The 15,146-nt window shown below is 64.2% G+C and carries 13 protein-coding genes; 3 read left to right on the top strand and 10 right to left on the bottom strand.

The features are described from left to right. Window positions 1-17 precede the first annotated feature (17 nt). The 5 genes from leuS to C8K18_RS17440 form a co-directional block, all read right to left on the bottom strand. On the bottom strand, window positions 18-2,609 hold the full coding sequence (gene leuS, locus C8K18_RS17460; RefSeq protein WP_107708560.1) for a leucine--tRNA ligase: 2,592 nt from the start codon (window positions 2,607-2,609) through the stop codon (window positions 18-20). 154 nt (window positions 2,610-2,763) lie between these two features. Then, window positions 2,764-3,237 (bottom strand): biopolymer transporter ExbD, encoded by a 474-nt coding sequence (locus C8K18_RS17455; protein ID WP_107708558.1) that lies wholly within the window; start codon window positions 3,235-3,237, stop codon window positions 2,764-2,766. A gap of 20 nt (window positions 3,238-3,257) precedes the next feature. Then, complete coding sequence (locus C8K18_RS17450) at window positions 3,258-3,977, bottom strand: MotA/TolQ/ExbB proton channel family protein (RefSeq protein WP_006051901.1); 720 nt, start codon at window positions 3,975-3,977, stop codon at window positions 3,258-3,260. A 33-nt stretch (window positions 3,978-4,010) separates the two neighbouring features. Then, a complete protein-coding gene (gene dapB, locus C8K18_RS17445) occupies window positions 4,011-4,808 on the bottom strand; it encodes a 4-hydroxy-tetrahydrodipicolinate reductase (protein WP_044021887.1) in 798 nt (265 codons plus the stop codon). Window positions 4,809-5,006: 198 nt separating this feature from the next. Further along, the gene (locus tag C8K18_RS17440; protein WP_107708557.1) at window positions 5,007-5,837 is read right to left on the bottom strand and encodes an outer membrane protein assembly factor BamE; all 831 of its coding nucleotides are present in this window, start codon (window positions 5,835-5,837) and stop codon (window positions 5,007-5,009) included. Window positions 5,838-5,995: 158 nt separating this feature from the next. Between C8K18_RS17440 and fur the strand changes: the two genes are divergently transcribed. Next, window positions 5,996-6,424, top strand: coding sequence for a ferric iron uptake transcriptional regulator (gene fur, locus C8K18_RS17435; protein ID WP_006051897.1), 429 nt, complete (start codon window positions 5,996-5,998; stop codon window positions 6,422-6,424). Window positions 6,425-6,572: 148 nt separating this feature from the next. On the opposite strand, the gene C8K18_RS17430 is transcribed toward fur, so the two are convergent. The 3 genes from C8K18_RS17430 to C8K18_RS17420 all read right to left on the bottom strand — a co-directional run bounded on the left by C8K18_RS17430 (window position 6,573) and on the right by C8K18_RS17420 (window position 9,733). Continuing rightward, window positions 6,573-7,109, bottom strand: coding sequence for an ureidoglycolate lyase (locus C8K18_RS17430; protein WP_107708555.1), 537 nt, complete (start codon window positions 7,107-7,109; stop codon window positions 6,573-6,575). Window positions 7,110-7,123: 14 nt separating this feature from the next. After that, the gene (gene alc, locus C8K18_RS17425) at window positions 7,124-8,134 is read right to left on the bottom strand and encodes an allantoicase (RefSeq protein WP_006051895.1); all 1,011 of its coding nucleotides are present in this window, start codon (window positions 8,132-8,134) and stop codon (window positions 7,124-7,126) included. Between the two features lie 267 nt (window positions 8,135-8,401). Further along, entirely contained in the window at window positions 8,402-9,733 is a 1,332-nt protein-coding gene (locus C8K18_RS17420) for a C4-dicarboxylate transporter DctA (protein WP_107708553.1), read from the bottom strand. Between the two features lie 228 nt (window positions 9,734-9,961). Here C8K18_RS17420 and C8K18_RS17415 point away from each other — a divergent pair, with 228 nt between their 5' ends. Next, entirely contained in the window at window positions 9,962-10,657 is a 696-nt protein-coding gene (locus tag C8K18_RS17415) for a FadR/GntR family transcriptional regulator (protein ID WP_107708551.1), read from the top strand. A gap of 116 nt (window positions 10,658-10,773) precedes the next feature. Here the strand turns inward: C8K18_RS17415 and gap are convergent, their stop codons facing one another. Beyond that, window positions 10,774-11,784: a type I glyceraldehyde-3-phosphate dehydrogenase gene (gene gap, locus C8K18_RS17410; RefSeq protein WP_006051892.1), complete on the bottom strand. Its 1,011-nt coding sequence runs from the start codon at window positions 11,782-11,784 to the stop codon at window positions 10,774-10,776. A 107-nt stretch (window positions 11,785-11,891) separates the two neighbouring features. Continuing rightward, window positions 11,892-13,913, bottom strand: coding sequence for a transketolase (gene tkt, locus C8K18_RS17405; RefSeq protein ID WP_006051891.1), 2,022 nt, complete (start codon window positions 13,911-13,913; stop codon window positions 11,892-11,894). A 301-nt stretch (window positions 13,914-14,214) separates the two neighbouring features. Between tkt and speE the strand changes: the two genes are divergently transcribed. Continuing rightward, the gene (gene speE / locus C8K18_RS17400; protein WP_107708549.1) at window positions 14,215-15,096 is read left to right on the top strand and encodes a polyamine aminopropyltransferase; all 882 of its coding nucleotides are present in this window, start codon (window positions 14,215-14,217) and stop codon (window positions 15,094-15,096) included. Window positions 15,097-15,146: the final 50 nt, after the last annotated feature.

Here is a 15,146-nt window from a genome sequence, read left to right as displayed (position 1 = left end):
CAGGTGTTGCTGTGTCGTCAAACGACCACGTTCACGAGACGGCCCGGCACGACGACGATCTTCTTCGGCGCCTTGCCTTCGCTGAACTTCGCGACCATTTCGTGCGCGGCCGCGAGCTGTTCGATCGATTCACGCGACGCGTCTTTCGCCACCGTCAGCGCGCCGCGCACCTTGCCGTTCACCTGCAGCACGAGTTCGATCTCCGATTGCTCGAGCGCTTTTTCATCGACCTTCGGCCACGGCGCGTCGAGCAGCGAACCGAATTCGTCGGCATAACCGAGTTCCTGCCAGAGCTGGAACGTCAGGTGCGGCACGACCGGATACAGCACGCGCAGCATCACGCTGTACGTTTCGCGCAGTACGCCCGGCAGCGCGCCCTTCGCGCCGTCGAGCGCGTTGAGCATTTTCATCGCGGCCGACACCACGGTGTTGTACTGCAGACGCTGGTAGTCGAAGTCGGCCTGCTTCAGCACGCTATAGACTTCGCGGCGCAGCAGTTTGTCGGCGTCGCCCAATTGCGCGGCGTCGAACTGCCCGCCCGCGCGCAACGCGGCTTCGTTCGCCTGAGCGAAATTCCAGACGCGGCGCAGGAAGCGGCTCGCGCCTTCCACGCCCGAGCCCGACCATTCGAGCTGCTGCTCGGGCGGCGCGGCGAACATGACGAACAGACGCGCGGTGTCCGCGCCGTGCTGATCGATCAGCGATTGCGGATCGACGCCGTTGTTCTTCGACTTCGACATTTTCTCGACGCCGCCGAGCACGACCGGCTCGCCGTCCGAGTTCAGCACGGCGCCGACCGGGCGGCCCTTGTCGTCGAACGAGACGGTCACGTCTGCCGGGTTGTACCAGGTCTTCTTGCCCGTCGCGTCTTCGCGATAGTAGGTTTCGTTGAGCACCATGCCCTGTGTGAGCAGGTTCCTGGCCGGCTCGCCGAACTTGACGAGACCCAGATCGCGCATCACCTTGGCCCAGAAGCGCGAGTACAACAGGTGCAAAATCGCGTGCTCGATACCGCCGATGTACTGGTCCATCGGCGCCCAGTAATCGGTGCGCTCGTCGACCATCGTCTTCGCATCCGGCGACGCGTAGCGGTAGAAGTACCACGACGAATCGACGAACGTGTCCATCGTGTCGGTTTCGCGCTTGGCCGCGCCGCCGCAAGCCGGGCAGGCGCAGTTCACGAACGCTTCGGACTTCGCGAGCGGATTGCCCGTGCCGTCCGGCACGAGGTCCTCAGGCAGCACCACCGGCAGATCTTTTTCCGGCACCGGCACGTCGCCGCACTTCGGACAATGGATAATCGGAATCGGCGTGCCCCAATAGCGCTGGCGCGACACGCCCCAGTCACGCAGACGCCAGGTGATCTGCTTGTCGCCGAGGCCGAGCGCTTTCAGGTCGGCGGCGATCGCGTCCACCGCCTGTTCGTAATCGAGGCCGTCGTACTTGCCGCTGTTGACGAGCGTGCCCGTCTTCTCGCCGTACCATTCTTCCCACGCGTCTGTCGAAAATTCCTTGCCTTCGACCGCCACCACCTGCTTGATCGGCAGACCGTACTTCTTCGCAAACGCGAAGTCGCGCTCGTCGTGCGCCGGCACGCCCATCACCGCGCCTTCGCCGTAGCTCATCAGCACGTAGTTGCCGATCCACACTTCGACCCGTTCCTGCGTCAGCGGATGCGTGACGTAGAAGCCGGTGGCCATGCCCTTCTTTTCCATCGTCGCGACGTCGGCTTCGGCGACGCCGCCGCGCTTGCATTCGTCGATGAAAGCCTGCAACTCCGGCTTGTCTTTCAGGAGGCGCGTGGCGAGCGGATGCTCGGCGGCGATCGCGCAGAACGTCACGCCCATGATCGTGTCGGCGCGCGTGGTGAACACACGCAGCAGCTTCTGTTCGCCGTCGATTTCATACGGAAAGCCGAAGTTCACGCCGAAGCTCTTGCCGATCCAGTTCTGCTGCATGATCTTCACGCGCTCGGGCCAGCCGAGACCTTCGAGATCGTTCAGCAGTTCGTCCGCGTACTGCGTGATGCGCATGTAGTACATCGGGATTTCGCGCTTTTCGACGAGCGCGCCCGAGCGCCAGCCGCGGCCGTCGATCACCTGCTCGTTCGCGAGCACGGTTTGATCGACCGGGTCCCAGTTGACGGTGCCGGTTTTCTTGTACGCGATGCCCTTTTCCAGCATCTTCAGGAACAGCCACTGGTTCCACTTGTAGTAGTCGGGGCTGCAGGTGGCGACTTCGCGCGACCAGTCGATCGCCAGACCCATCGACTGCATCTGCTTCTTCATGTAAGCGATGTTGTCGTAGGTCCACTTGGCCGGCGGCACGTTGTTCGCCATCGCCGCGTTTTCCGCGGGCATGCCGAACGCGTCCCAGCCCATCGGCATCAGCACGTTGTAGCCGTTCATCCGCAGATAGCGGTACATCACGTCGTTGATCGTGTAGTTGCGCACGTGCCCCATGTGCAGCTTGCCCGACGGATACGGCAGCATCGAGACGCAATAGAACTTGGGCTTGTCGGTGGTTTCCGTCGTCTTGTACGCGTCGATGGCGCGCCATTGCCCTTGCGCGGCGGATTCGACGTCGGAGGGAACGTATTTTTCGTGCATGGTGTGATGGGTCGCTGGGTTCGGTGCTTCCGCACCGGCCGCTATGCTGCTTTGGTGCTTTTGCTGGATGAAATGGCGTCGTTTCCCCTTCTGCGGGGGAAAGGGCTGATTATACCGTTCGCGGACGGCTGCGCCGCGCTCTGAAGCCGCGCGCTTACTGCCGCGCGGCCGGCGGCGGGTCCGTCACGAAACCGATCCGCTCGAGACCGGCCTGCTGCGCGGCGCCCATCACCTGCGCGATCACCTCGTAGCGCGTGTTGCGCTCGGCGTGCAGGTGGATTTCGGGCTGGCCAGTGGCTTTGCCGGCGTCGCCGTTCTGCACGGATTCACTCGCTTCCGCCGCTTTCGCCGCCTGCGCGAAGCGGCTGCGCATCTGTTCGAGCGTGATGAGGCTGCCGTTCCAGTAGAGCTTGCCCGCGGCGTCGATTGAAAGCGAAATGGTTTGCGGCGTTTCGCGCGCCGGCGCCGCGGCGACCTTCGGCAGATCGAGCCGGATAGCGTGCGTGAACAAAGGCGCGGTAATGATGAAGATCACGAGCAGCACGAGCATCACGTCGATCAACGGCGTCATGTTGATCTCGGCCATCGGCGCGGCCGTCTGCTTTTTCTCGAGTCCGCCGAATGCCATGTCGCCTCCCCGCGCTGCGCTCAGTGAGCTTGCTGAGCGGCGGCCTGCTGCCCGCGCAGCGGCGCTTGCGGCTGGCCGGCGGGCGCGCAGACGTACGCGTGCAGATCGTGCGCGAAGCCGTCGAGTTCCTCCGACAACTGCCGCACGAGACGCCCGAGCACGTTGTAGGCGAGCACCGCAGGAATCGCGACCACGAGGCCAAAGGCAGTCATGATGAGCGCCTCGCCGACCGGGCCCGCGACGTTTTCGATCTGTGCCTGCCCGCTCGCCGCGATACTGCCGAGCGCGTGATAAATGCCCCACACGGTGCCGAGCAGCCCGACGAAAGGCGCCGTGCTGCCGACCGAAGCGAGCAGCACTTGCCCGAATTCCAGCCGCCGTTGCGACGCACTGAGCGCCTGGCGCAGCGCTCTCAGCACCCGCTCGCCGCGCTCGACGCGCGCAAGCAACGCGCCGGGAATATCGACCTCGGCGGCATGGAGCGCCGCTTCGGCGAGCGGCGAGAAGACGCGCTCGCGGTCGGCGCGCTTCAGTGCGGCGACGCCTTCAGCGAGCGTAGGCGCCTGCCAGAAGCGCGCAATCGCACGCGTCGCCTGGCGTTTCGCGCGCACGAGCACCCAGCTCTTGACGATCAGAAAGCACCAGCTCGCCACCGACATCGCCAACAGCACATAGGCGACGCCATGCGTGATCGCGTCGCTCGTTTGAAGGTAATGGATGATGCCGCTGCCGCCTGCCATCTGGCCTCGTCGAAAGAATGTGCCGGACTGTGCCTAGCGCAAGCCGAGCACGTCCTGCATGTCGAAGAAGCCGGTCTGATGGCCCTCGAGGAAACGCACGGCGCGAAGCGCGCCCTGCGCGTACGAGAGACGGCTCGCCGACTTGTGCGTGATTTCAATGCGCTCGCCGATGCCCGCAAACAGCACCGTATGATCGCCGACGATGTCGCCGCCGCGAATCGCCGAAAAGCCGATGGTGGACGGATCACGTTCGCCCGTCACGCCCTCGCGGCCGTAGACGGCGCAGTCGTCGAGATTGCGGCCTAGCGCATTCGCGATCACCTCGCCCATGGTGAGCGCGGTGCCCGACGGCGCGTCGACCTTGTGACGGTGATGCGCCTCGATGATCTCGATGTCGTAGCCGGTGGCGAAATGCTTCGCCGCGAATTCGAGCAGCTTCAGCGTGACGTTCACGCCCACGCTCATATTCGACGCGAACATGATCGCGACGTTGTCCGCCGCGGCGCGCAATTGCGCCTTCTGCGCGTTGTCGAAGCCGGTCGTGCCGATCACCATTTTCACGTTGTGGCGCTGCGCCGCTTCGAGATGCACGAGCGTGCCTTCCGGGCGCGTGAAGTCGATCAGATAGTCGGACTCGGCGAACACGCGCTCGATGTCGTCCGTCAGCGCGACGCCCGTCTGTTTGCCGACAAAAGCGCCGGCGTCCTGACCGAGTTGCGGCGAACCTGGACGGTCGAGCGCGCCGGACAGCGTGGCGTCGGAATCGTTAAGAACCGTTTCGATGAGCATGCGGCCCATACGGCCCGATGCGCCAGCAATCGCAATTTTCATGGCTACGAGGGTTCGAAAGAACGGCCCGGCAAGCGCGGGCAAAAGCGGCGGCGGGCAGCACGCCCTCGCGCCGCGCATGACTGGAACAGCAGAGAACCGGACGGCGCCGCGCAACCTGGCTTCATGCGCGACGCAATGCAAGAAGTCGCGTTGCAGCGGGCGCTTGCGGGGCTACCGTCTAAAACAAGGACAACGATATTACTGGCTCGTTCCCGAAGTGGACGGCGCGGTCAACGGTGCGTTGTACGTCGGGCTGCTGCCGCTTTGCGACGAACCGCTCGGCCCGACCGGATTGTCCTGCGACGACGGCGCGGGAGGCGGCGGACGATGGAACTGGAACTGCGGCTGACCAGCGGACGTGGCGCCTTGCGGCGGCACGCCGCCGGCATTCGCGGTTGGCGCCGTTGAGCGCACCGACGAGCGCGTATTGCGCGACGGCGCCTGCACGGCATTCGTCGCACGATTGGCGGCTTGTGCGGCTTCGGCGTTCGCGTCGGTGGACGGCGCGGCGGCGGCCGCTGCACCCTCGACGGACGGCGAGCGCGTGGTGTCCACGTTGACCGGGGCCGCAGCGGCGACCGGCGCACTTGCGCCCGCAGCGCTGCTTGCTACGTTAGGCACCGCTGCCTTCTTGCCGCGCTTGTCGCCGTCGATTTCGGCGAGCAGTTCGAGGTTCGACGGCAGATCTTCGCCGCCGCTCCAGCTCGCGACGCGGTCGCCGGCGAACAGGACGATGAAGTCGCGCTGCTGCACGACGTTGGTCGAGCCGCGCTTGAAATAGAACACGTAGTCCCAGCGGTCAGCGTGGAACATGTCGGCCAGAAGCGGCGTGCCGAGCAACTGACGCACCTGCGCGCGCGACATGCCCACCTGCATTTGCGAGGCAGCTTCTTTCGAGACGAAGTTGCCTTGCACAACGGTAATCCGGTACGGCGTGATGCTTTGAGCAATCCGCTGCGTGAGGCTGTCGTACGTGGAACATCCTGCGAGAATCGCGACAGCCGCAACAGCGATCAAGGTACCCCGCATGCGGCTCCCCCGGTAGATCAATTGAGATTTTGAAATCATTTCACTCACCGTGCGGGCCCGCTGACGAGCCGCGCGAGTTTCATTCCATCGAAGATGACCAGAACGGCAAAAACACATTACTATGAGAGCCCAGCATTGTACTCTAGGGATCCCTTGTCATGACCAATCCAACCGATCTCAAGAATATCGGGCTCAAGGCGACCCTTCCGCGCCTCAAAATCCTTGAGATTTTTCAGCACAGCCCCGTCCGTCACCTGACGGCCGAAGACGTGTACCGCAATCTCCTGCACGAAGAACTCGATATCGGTCTTGCCACCGTTTATCGCGTGCTGACGCAATTCGAGCAGGCCGGCCTGCTGTCGCGCAGCAATTTCGAATCGGGCAAGGCGGTGTTCGAACTGAACGAAGGGTCGCACCACGACCATCTGGTGTGCCTCGATTGCGGCCTCGTGGAAGAGTTTTTCGACTCGGAAATCGAGAATCGTCAGCAGTCCATTGCGAAGGAACGCGGCTTCAAGCTGCAGGAACACGCGTTGGCGCTGTACGGTGCCTGCACGAAGGAAAATTGCCCGCATCGCAAGCATTGACGTGGCATCGGCCGTGTCGGGGGGCGCGGTCGGAAATTGAGCGATAAGCACAGAATGGCCCGGACGGTGGTGAATCGGCCGGGCCATTTTTTCGTCGAATGAAAAGCGGTGCGTTGCGCTACTGCATTTCACTTGCTTACTTCAGCGCTTACGCCGATATTTCGACGCTCTCCGCGAACACGAGCCGCCACGGCTGCAGCAACATCTGCTCGTCGCAATTGCGCCCCTCACCGCCGCGATCGACGACGAGAAAATCGCTCACGCGATCAAGCGCGAGAAGCGGATGATGCCAGACGCCCTTCGCATAATTGACGCCCTGCCAGGCGTCGGTCCAGAAGCCGCGCATCTGCGTGCAATCGAGCTCGCCGGCCGGCGCGACGACGATCAGATAGCGGCACGGCGTCAACGGAATGAAAGCCTGACTGCCGAGCGGGTGCCGCTCCATCATTGCGATGTCGAGCGGCAACGCATGCGGCTGCGCCCGGAACAGGTTGACGAGCGGCCGCCCGCCGTCGTCCGCCACGTCGACGCGCGCGAGGTCGTGATAGCGCTCGGTCGTGCCGCCGTTGATCGGAAAATGACGCGCGCCTTCGAGTTCGATCACGTCGCCAAACGGCGCGAACGCCTCGCGCGTCAGACGCTGCAGTTGCAATGTCGGTTTCAAAGCCGCTTCCGGGGTCTTCATGCGTGACGCTCCATTTACGCGATCTCGCCCCACAGGCGCAGCCGCGACACGCCGCCGTCGGGGAAGATATTGAAACGCACGTGCGTGACCGGCCCGAGCGACGCGAGGCCGTCCGCGAACGTGTGAACGTGATCCATCTGCAGCTTCTGCTCGTCGAGCAGCACGGGCCAGAACATCGCTTGCGTGACGAGCGAATCGTCGGTCCCGCCGATGACGCGCGCGGCCTGCAACGAGCAGCGATCCGGGAAATTGCCCTTGAAATGCGCGGTATCCACTTCGATTTTGCGGATCACGCCCGGCCGCGCCAGCGCGACGATCGCCCAGTCGTTGCCCGGCTCGCGGCGGCGCCGCGTCTCCCAGCCGTCACCCATGTTGACGCCGCGGCCGGGCATCAGCATCTGCGAGGCGGGGCCGAAATGCTGGTTGTTGGCGGCGACCAGATACGCGCCGTTTTCAATCGCCGCGAGGTCCAGCAGCGCGCCGCGCTCCACGCGTTCCCAGTCGCGCCTGGGGTGGCCGTACACGCGCAAACGCGCGAGGCCGCCGTCCGGGTACAGGTTCACGCGCAAGTGAGTGAAGGCACGCGCGTCGTTCACTTCGACGTAATGGTGCTGGTTGCCCTGGAGCGTCGTCGCGGGAACCAGCGTTTGCCAGTCGGCATTGTCGGGCGGCACGTCGCCGTCCGCGTGACAGGCGTCGATCGACGCCGCCGGCGGAAAATTGCCGGTGAAGTGGCTCGTGTCCAGATCGACGCCGTGCACGACGCCCGGCCGCGCGAGGCGGATCACGCAAAAATCGTGGCCGCTCGTGCGCTTGCGGCGGGTTTCCCAGCCGTCCATCCATTTGCCGTGGTCGTCGTATTTTCCGGGGATGAACACCGCCGGCTGCGGATCGAGCATGCGTTCTTTCGGCGCGAAGAATTCGTCGCTGGCGAAGAGCGCCTTTGCGCCGAGCCGCGGATCGGCGAGATTCATGTAGCGGCGGGTGAAGGCGGGAGCATTCGGGTCGAGGATCGGATTAGCCATGGTTTTCAGTCAAGCGACGTGAAGTTGGAGATGCGCCGGCGGTCCAGCGGGTTTGTCGGCGGAGAAAACGTGCGGCGTGGGGCGCGGAATCGGGAAGCGTCAGGCGAGCGTGCGAGCGGGCTTCGCGGACAGCAACGGTAGCGAGCGGTGGCTCTGCCCGCGGCCTGGCCAAACCGGCCGGCGCGAGGCGGCGTGGTTCGCTCGCTTCAAGGTCTCGCCCACGCGCCGCCATTTGTGCTGCCCTTCGTGCTGCCCTTAAAGCCGCCCTCAAACAGCGGGCGCGCCGCTATGACCGCTGACGGGTTCGACAGCAGCTTCCTCGCCGCCGGCGACATAGCGGAAATCCGCATCGCCATTCAGCACGCGATGCGCGCGCGCCCGGTCGATGTCCTTCTCCCACACGGCGACGACCACCGTCGCCACGCAGTTGCCGATCAGGTTGGTCAGCGCGCGGGCAATGCCGACGAACCAGTCGACGGGAAGAATCAGCACGAGCCCAAGCACGGGAATCGCCGGAATCGCGGACAGCGTCGCCGCCAGAATGACGATCGCGGAGCCGGGAATGCCGTGCGCGCCCTTCGACGTCACGAGCGACACCAGCACGACCACGATCAGATCGTGCGTGGAAAGCGGCGTGTTGGTCGCCTGCGCGATGAACAGCACCGCGAGCGTCAGATAGATCGAAAAGCCGTCGAGATTGAACGAGTAGCCGGTCGGAATCACGAGACCGACCGTCGAATCCTTCACGCCCATCCATTCGAGCTTGCGCATGACTTGTGGCAGCACGGCATCGGAAGAAGCGGTGCCGAGCACGATCGACAACTCTTCGCGCAGATAACGGATCAGCTTGAAAATGCTGAAGCCCGCGAGCCGCATGACGACGCCCAGCACGACCACCACGAACACGACACAGCTCGCGTAGAACACCAGCACCAGCATGCCGAGCTGCTTGAGCGATTCGACGCCGTACTTGCCGGTCGTAAAGGCAATCGCGCCGAGCACGCCGAGCGGCGCGAGCTTGATGATGAAACCCATCACGCGGAAGAACACCTGCGCGAGTTCGTCGATCATGCTGCCCACGCGCTGCCCTTTGCTGCCGAGCAACGAAAGCGCCGAGCCGAACAGCACCGAAAAGACCAGAATCTGCAGAATGTCGCCGGTGGCGAACGCGTTGAACGCAGTGTCCGGAATGATCTTCAGCAGAAAACCGGCCGTGTCCTTGAGGCTCTTCGCGTGCTCCGTGTAGGTGGAGAGCGACGCCGGATCGAGCGAATGGAGGTCGATGTTCATGCCGGCGCCAGGACGCGTTGTGTAGGCCAGCACCGCGCCGATCACGAGCGCGATCGTCGTCATCACCTCGAAGTAGATCACCGCCTTCAGGCCGACGCGGCCGACCTTGCGCAGATCGCCCGCGTGCGCCATCCCGCTCACCACGACGCAAAACACGATCGGACCGATCACCATCTTGATCAGCTTGAGGAAACCGTCGCCGAGCGGACGCAGCGATTGCGCGAACTGCGGGTAGAGCGCGCCGATCGCGACGCCGATCAGAAGCGCTATGACGACCCGGCCAAACAGCGAATTGAGAAACTTCAGCACGGCTTCCTCCTGAGGTGGATGTCCATCTGTTCAGACTGGTCCGACCAGACCTGTTATGGTGGATAGTAGGAAGCCGATATACTGACGTCAAGGCGTCTTGAAACGGTGTTTACCCGCGCTTTGTCGCTTGCTTGTGCGGTTCGCGGCGCAGGCTGTTCGTCGTTAATTCGCCATCCGCTGGGCCGCGTACTACAATGCCGGTCAGACCGCGCTTCGAGGTGAATTCCGATGAGAAATGTCCCGCACACCGTCACCGATGCCGCCATCGCGACCATTCGCGAGCGCATCGAAGCGGGCGTTTATCCGGTGGGCAGCCTGCTGCCGGCGCAGCGCCAGCTTTCGGAAGAACTGGCGATCAGCCGCGCGTCGCTGCGCGAGGCGCTGTCCACGCTCGAGGCGCTCGGGCTGCTCGTGATCAGGCCCGGCAAAGGCGTGTACGTGGAGCGCGCGCAGGCGTCGGCGGCGGCGCAGTCCTGGCGCTTTGCCGCGCAGTCTTCGCTGCCCGACACCTATCAGATGCGCTACGCGCTGGAGGGCTTTATCGCGCGCATGGCGGCGCTCGCCGTCAGCGATTCCGACCTCGCCTGGTTCGAGGAAAACATCACCGCCATGCAGACGGCGCTCGCGTGCGACGAACTCGACGAGGCCGCGCGCCTCGACTACGACTTCCACATGCGCATTGTGAGCATTGCGGGCAACGCCGCGATTGAGTCGATTCTGAGCAGCAGCGCGGACGTCATGAAGGAAAGCCAGCGCATGCCGTTTTACCGGCGCGAACTGGTGCTGTCGACGTACACCGAGCACCGCGCGATTCTGGACGCGCTCAAGGCACGCGATTCAGCCGCGGCGGGCAAAGCCATCGAGACGCATATTTCGAACGCCGCGCAGCGCGCCGGCGTCTATTTCCCGACTCCGCAGGCGTAAAAAAGCCGCTCCGTGGAGCGGCTTTGGAGCGGCAGTGGCTTCTTTCTGCGTCGGCATCTTGCGCCGCGGGACGAACCGCCGGCGCAACTCCGGCGGCCCGAGCGAAGCCTCGAACCTTACTTCGCGTTCGCGAGCGCAACCGCCGTATCCAGCATGCGGTTCGAGAAGCCCCACTCGTTGTCGTACCAGCTCGACACCTTCACGAGACGGCCCGACACCTTGGTCAGCGTAGCGTCGAACGTCGACGAAGCCGGGTTGTGGTTGAAGTCGATGGACACCAGCGGCGCGTCGTTATAGCCGAGGATGCCCTTCAGCGCGCCTTGCGACGCTTCCTTCATGATCGCGTTGACTTCTTCGACCGTCGTGTCGCGCGCGGCGATGAACGACAGGTCGACCACCGACACGTTGATCGTCGGCACGCGAATCGCGTAGCCGTCGAGCTTGCCGTTCAGTTCCGGCAACACGAGGCCGACCGCCGAAGCCGCACCCGTCTTGGTCGGGATCTGGCTATGCGTGGCCGAGCGCGCGCGGCGCAGGTCTTCGTGATAGACGTCCGTCAGAACCTGGTCGTTCGTGTACGCGTGGATCGTCGTCATCAGGCCGTTCACGAGGCCGATCTTGTCGTTCAGCGGCTTGACGAGCGGCGCGAGGCAGTTCGTCGTGCACGATGCGTTCGAGATGACCGTGTCCGATGCCTTCAGCACGTTGTGGTTCACGCCGTAGACGATCGTTGCATCGACGTCCTTGCCGCCCGGCGCCGAGATGATGACTTTCTTCGCGCCGCCCTTGATGTGCGCGCTGGCCTTTTCCTTGGTCGTGAAAAAGCCCGTGCATTCCATCACGACGTCGACGTTCAGCTCGCCCCACGGCAGTTCAGCCGGGTTGCGGTTGGCCAGCACGCGGATCTTGTCGCCGTTCACAACCAGGTAGTCGCCGTCCACCGACACTTCGCCCGGGAACTTGCCGTGCGCGGTGTCGTATTGCGTGAGGTGGGCGTTGGTCTTGGCATCGCCGAGATCGTTGATGGCGACGATTTCGATATCGTGCTTCTTGCCGTTTTCATAGAAGGCGCGCAGCGTGTTGCGGCCGATCCGGCCGTAGCCGTTGATTGCGACGCGAATCGTCATGGTCTATCTCCTGATGGCTGAAAAAATACGTCGATGTTCCGTCTGACCGGCCGCGTCGCCACGCGTTCGCGTTGTTACTTCCACGCGCGGCAACGCTTTGTCCTGAATCAGCCGAGTGCGGCTTTAGCCGTCTCCACCACGTGCTCGACGGTGAAGCCGAAATGCTTGAACAGCACGCCAGCCGGGGCCGATTCGCCGAACGTGTCGATGCCGACCACGCCGCCTTCCAGGCCCACGTACTTGCGCCAGAAATCCGTCACGCCCGCTTCGATCGCGACGCGGCGCACGCCTTGCGGCAGCACGCGTTCGCGGTACTCGGCGTCCTGCCTGTCGAACACGGTGGTCGCCGGCATCGACACGACCCGCGCCGCAATGCCTTCGCGCGCCAGCGGCTCGACCGCGTTCAGCGCCAGTTCCACTTCCGAACCCGTCGCGATCAGGATGATTTTGCGCGCGACGATCTCGTCGTTCCAGTCGCGCAGCACATAACCGCCCTTTTCGATGTTGGCGATTTGCGCGTCGGTGCGCTCCGAGAACGGCAGGTTCTGACGGCTGAAGATCAGGCACGACGGGCCGTTGTGTTCGACGGCCTGCGTCCATGCCACCGCCGTTTCCACCGTATCCGACGGACGCCACACCTGCAAATGCGGAATCAGGCGCAGGCTCGCGACGTGTTCGACCGACTGGTGCGTCGGGCCGTCTTCGCCGAGACCGATCGAATCGTGCGTGAACACGAAGATGGACGGCGCCTTCATCAGCGCGGCGACGCGCAGCGCGTTGCGGCTGTAGTCGGAGAACGTCAGGAACGTGCCGCCGAACGCCTTGAAGCCGCCGTGCAGCGCGAGGCCGTTGATCGCTGCGCTCATGCCGAATTCGCGCACGCCGTAGTTGACGTAGTTGCCCGCCGCGCGGCCTTCCTCGTTCACGCGGACCGGCTTTGCGGCCTTCCAGTTGGTCAGGTTCGAACCGGTCAGGTCGGCCGAGCCGCCCAGCAGTTCCGGCAGCACCGCCGACAAACCTTCAATAGCCTGCTGCGACGCCTTGCGAGTCGCGATGGTTTCCGCGCGCTCGTTAGCGCCGGCGATGATCGCCTTCGCTTTTTCCTTCCAGTCCGCGGGGAGTTGCTTCCCGCTGCGACGCGTGAATTCAGCCGCTTCTTGCGGATATTTCGCAGCGTAGGCGGCGAATGCCTTGTTCCAGTCGGACTCGAAGCGCGCGCCGGCTTCTTTCGCGTCCCATGCCGCATAGACTTCCTGCGGAATCACGAACGGCTCCCACTTCCAGCCGATGGCTTCGCGCGTCGCCGCGATTTCCTTCTCGCCAAGCGGCGCGCCGTGCGAATCGTGACTGCCGGCCTTGGTCGGCGCACCTTCGCCGATCACGGTCTTGCAGCAGATCAGCGTCGGCTTGTCGGACTGCTTGGCCTGCTTGATGGCCGCGTCGACTGCGTCGACGTCGTGGCCGACCACGTTCGGGATCACGTTCCAGCCGTAGGCTTCGAAGCGCTTCGGCGTGTCGTCGTGGAACCAGTGCACCACTTCGCCGTCGATCGAGATGCCGTTGTCGTCGTAGAACGCGATCAGCTTGTTCAGCTTCAGCACGCCGGCAAGCGAGCAGGCTTCGTGCGAGATGCCTTCCATCAGGCAGCCGTCGCCGACGAACACGTACGTGTGGTGGTCGACGATCTTCGCGTCAGGCTTGTTGAATTCGGTGGCGAGCAGCGACTCCGCGAGCGCCATGCCGACCGCATTGGCGAGGCCCTGGCCGAGCGGGCCGGTGGTCGTTTCGACGCCCGGCGTGATGCCGTATTCCGGGTGGCCCGGCGTCTTCGAATGCATCTGGCGGAAATTCTTGAGCTCGCTGATCGGCAGGTCGTAGCCGGTGAGGTGCAGCAGCGAGTACAGCAGCATCGAGCCGTGGCCGTTCGACAGCACGAAGCGGTCGCGGTCCGCCCATTGCGGATTCTTCGGATTGTGGCGCAGATGGCGCGACCACAGGGCCACGCCGATTTCGGCCATGCCCATCGGCATGCCGGGATGGCCGGAATTCGCTTGTTGAACGGCGTCCATGGACAGCGCGCGGATCGCGTTGGCCATCAGGGAAGTGGGTGCGGGAGACGGGGTCGTCATGTCAAGTCCGGAGACAGAGTCAAAAAGCGGTGCGCGCTTGAGGCCCGGAAGCTCGGCGGCCAGTCCGCTTCGGCGCACGGTGCGGCGCCTCAAGACGCGAAACGGGCAGAGCAAACGGACAAGGCTGAAAGCGTGACATTCTAACAGAAGGCCGCACCGGCCCCAGTGCGCCAAGCCGCATGGCGGCGTGCGCATTGCCAAGTCGAAGCTCTGTTGATCCGGGCGTGGCGGCGGGCCAGGAACGCCGTGGGTCGTTAGAATTGAGCGGCGTAACTCAACGCGTTTTCATGCAGGCCGACCCTTGAGCGACTCTTTGCTGTTCCACCCCACACCCGACGTCGTCTACGGATTTCCGCACGCTTCGCTGCTTGCGCGCGTCGACTCGCCGTATCAACGCATCGAGGTGTGGGAGACGCGCCAGCTCGGCCGGCTTTTCACGCTCGACGGCCGCCCGATGACGTCCACCGGCGACGAGTTCATCTATCACGAGTGCATGGTGCATCCGGCGGCGCTCGCGCATCCGGCGCCGAAGGCGGCGCTCGTGCTGGGCGGCGGCGATGGCGGCGCCGCGCGGCAACTGCTCGCGCATCCCGGAATCGAAAGAATCGTCGTCGCCGAGCTCGACGAACAGGTGGTTCGCCTGACGCGCGAGTATTTGCCGGACGTGCACGACGGCGCCTTCGACGACCCGCGCGTCGAACTGCTAATCGGCGACGCCGCGCACTACGTGGCCGCAGCAGCCGACGCGCAATCCATGCAGTTCGATCTGATCGTGTTCGACCTGACGCCGCCGGACTCGCCCGCCGCCGGCCTGTACACGACAGCCTTCTACCGCCAACTGAAGCGGGTGATGAGCCCGACTGCCGCGTTGTCGATCCATCTGGGCTCGCCGTATTTCCACGCCGGCAGAATTGCCGGTCTGCTCGACGACCTGCGCCGCGCGTTCGCCGTCGTACGCATCATGAGCACCTTCATCCCCCTATACGGCTCGCTATGGATGATGGCAACAGCCAGCGACACGCTCGACCCCGCCGCACTTACCGCCGATGACGTGACCGAGCGCCTCGCCGCGCGTCGAATCGACGCATTGAAGCATTACAGCGCGGCCACGCACGCCGGGCTCTTTGCGGCGTCGCCGTCAGCCAGCGGTAAACTAGGTCAATTCTTAAAGCCAGCACGCTAACGACCGGGCAAAATGCTCGGCTTGGCCCGTGCGCGCTATCTCATAGACAG

The organism is Paraburkholderia sp. GV068, from assembly GCF_003058125.1.
Classification (GTDB): domain Bacteria; phylum Pseudomonadota; class Gammaproteobacteria; order Burkholderiales; family Burkholderiaceae; genus Paraburkholderia; species Paraburkholderia graminis.
This window is presented reverse-complemented; position numbering and strand designations above follow the sequence as displayed.

Excerpts from the sequence above, each read along its gene's own strand:
- tkt (WP_006051891.1), bottom strand. The coding sequence starts at position 13,913 with ATGACGACCCCGTCTCCCGCACCCACTTCCCTGATGGCCAACGCGATC.
- C8K18_RS17430 (WP_107708555.1), bottom strand. The coding sequence starts at position 7,109 with ATGAAGACCCCGGAAGCGGCTTTGAAACCGACATTGCAACTGCAGCGT.
- dapB (WP_044021887.1), bottom strand. The coding sequence starts at position 4,808 with ATGAAAATTGCGATTGCTGGCGCATCGGGCCGTATGGGCCGCATGCTC.
- alc (WP_006051895.1), bottom strand. The coding sequence starts at position 8,134 with ATGGCTAATCCGATCCTCGACCCGAATGCTCCCGCCTTCACCCGCCGC.
- C8K18_RS17455 (WP_107708558.1), bottom strand. The coding sequence starts at position 3,237 with ATGGCATTCGGCGGACTCGAGAAAAAGCAGACGGCCGCGCCGATGGCC.
- fur (WP_006051897.1), top strand. The coding sequence starts at position 5,996 with ATGACCAATCCAACCGATCTCAAGAATATCGGGCTCAAGGCGACCCTT.
- gap (WP_006051892.1), bottom strand. The coding sequence starts at position 11,784 with ATGACGATTCGCGTCGCAATCAACGGCTACGGCCGGATCGGCCGCAAC.
- C8K18_RS17415 (WP_107708551.1), top strand. The coding sequence starts at position 9,962 with ATGAGAAATGTCCCGCACACCGTCACCGATGCCGCCATCGCGACCATT.
- leuS (WP_107708560.1), bottom strand. The coding sequence starts at position 2,609 with ATGCACGAAAAATACGTTCCCTCCGACGTCGAATCCGCCGCGCAAGGG.
- C8K18_RS17450 (WP_006051901.1), bottom strand. The coding sequence starts at position 3,977 with ATGGCAGGCGGCAGCGGCATCATCCATTACCTTCAAACGAGCGACGCG.
- C8K18_RS17440 (WP_107708557.1), bottom strand. The coding sequence starts at position 5,837 with ATGCGGGGTACCTTGATCGCTGTTGCGGCTGTCGCGATTCTCGCAGGA.